Here is a 2,171-nt window from a genome sequence, read left to right on the forward strand (position 1 = left end):
GATGCCTTGGGATTACTTACGATTGGGGATAATGATCTCGTTGATGGTGGAGGCAATAAAATCCCAAATGGTATTAACTCATTAAGTGGATATATCAAAACAGCAGCAACGACTGGACATGTGATGACGACACCAAGCACATTTGGTAAAGCCAGTGATCAAATTCTAAAAGGGATGGTGGAAGCGGATATCTTATTCTGTACTAGTGGTTGTGGTCGAGAACCATACAATGGTTTTGTGAGTTTACCCAATCATTCCAATACCACAGGTTTAAGTATTCCATCTTTAAGAGCAGACTTTGCAGTGCCAGCAGCAGTGATTACAGGTCAGCGTATGAAATCTGCAACGATTCGCAATGTAAATACCACAAGAATTGATGATATTGTCGTTACACCAAACTCAGGGCGTATTCAGTTGGCATTGAATGAAACTGTTTCTGTATTAGGTTTTATTAACGTTTCTGAGCTATTTATTCAAATGGATACAAGAATTAAAAATTTAAGTGCCAATATTACATTTGAGGAAAACTTAGGATATCTACATAATCTACCGATTAGTGGAGGTGGTTTCTATTTAGGCCTACAAAGACAAGCACTAAAATGGCCTGGAGCAGAGGATTTAGATATCGCTCAGCCTGGATGGTGGATGTCGTTTCAAAATCCAGTTGAATTGGGTTACTTAGAAGCACCAGCAGGAAAGACCGTAGACATTAGTTCAGTCTACCCACAGGTTGCGAATTCAATCGCTGCATTTTTGAGTCGTGCTGAGAATCGTACATTTGTTGATAGTGGTGAAGGTATTACAGCATTATTTTCCGGTGGATTACAAAAGACGATACCTGATATTGACCTTGCAGGACGAACAGCATTTGTTAATTTGCAAAATGTGCCTTTAGGTAATGTGCAAAACGTAACATCGAACTGTTATGGGACATTGAAGTTTTGCTAAATTAAAAACTTGAAAAAAGCGCATTATTGTCTATATGACTTTAATGCGTCTTTATATTGTTTATATATTATTGAATTACAATATAGTTTATGTGAATTATTGATTTTATCCTTAGTTTAAAGATTTAGTTTTGATTATTTTTAGTTGAGATATATAGGGTCTTTTTTATGAATTAGGGAGAGTTATATTCTTGTTTGAAATAATTGAAAATTGGATACACCCCTTATTTTTAATAATATAAATTCAAGGTATTTGAATTAATTTTTTAAGAGCATAATAAGTTAGCATTATAATAACTATACTTTTGTGAGCTTAGCTAGAAAATTAAAGGATTTTTTCATTTTTGAAAGGGTTTTTTTACATAAAAAATAAAGAGAAAAATCATCGTTAATTTACTTAAATATTAGTTAAAATATGAAGGATTTTATATTTAATTCAGTGGTTTAGTAAGCTGTTTTAGGCAGATGCATCTCATTGACTTGACTTGGAGTAAAACTCAACTAGCCCTAGAGTTAAAATAAGACTTCCATTGCTTAACAAGCACTGGATTGCTATATCAGAATAGATTTTATTTTGTCCTTGTTTTTCTTAAGGTTGTTTGTGCTACTTTTTTTTGAATCAAACTAAATCGAAAATTTCCTCTAATCATCAAAACATGTTTATACGCACATTACTTGGAGGTAAGATGGATTTTAAGAATAAGCTTGTTTATCTGAGGATTTTCTTGCGTAATAAGAGCCTAAGGCATATTTTATGTAACATAAATATTTTATATTAATAAATTCTTTTTATTGTATCTGGAAGAGTTTTATTGGACTTTAATGGAAGCATCAAAAAATAGAAAAAGACGTGATTAATATTATTTAAAATTCACTTTTATCGTTTATGGCTGTTTTTAAATAATACAAGCTTTTTTATCATTGAATTTATTAGATGGTTTTATATCAAAATGTTGATTTGGTTTATTTATGTATGTTATTTTATACTATACAGTAAAATTTATTAATTTTAAATATACTTTGAAGAGGGAGTTCTTAGTGGTTAATTTTTTAATAATAATCATATACTAAGGTTTGATAAATACTATGGAATTATTTTTTAAAAAAAGTCTAATAATAAGCATTTTCTGTTTTAGTATGCACGGTTATGCATCTACACCAACAACTATGCAGAAAATGACAGACGATGAGCTTGCTGCAACTGAGGCGCAAGCCTTAATGAGT

The 2,171-nt window shown here is 31.2% G+C and carries 1 protein-coding gene; it reads left to right on the forward strand.

Annotated features, from left to right (window positions below):
• Positions 1-948, forward strand: a 948-nt coding sequence (locus tag J2Y37_RS15795; protein ID WP_349033416.1) for a hypothetical protein, incomplete at its 5' end; no start/stop codon positions are given.
• Positions 949-2,171 lie beyond the last annotated feature (1,223 nt).

This window comes from Acinetobacter sp. 3657 (assembly GCF_031456775.1).
Lineage (GTDB): Bacteria > Pseudomonadota > Gammaproteobacteria > Pseudomonadales > Moraxellaceae > Acinetobacter.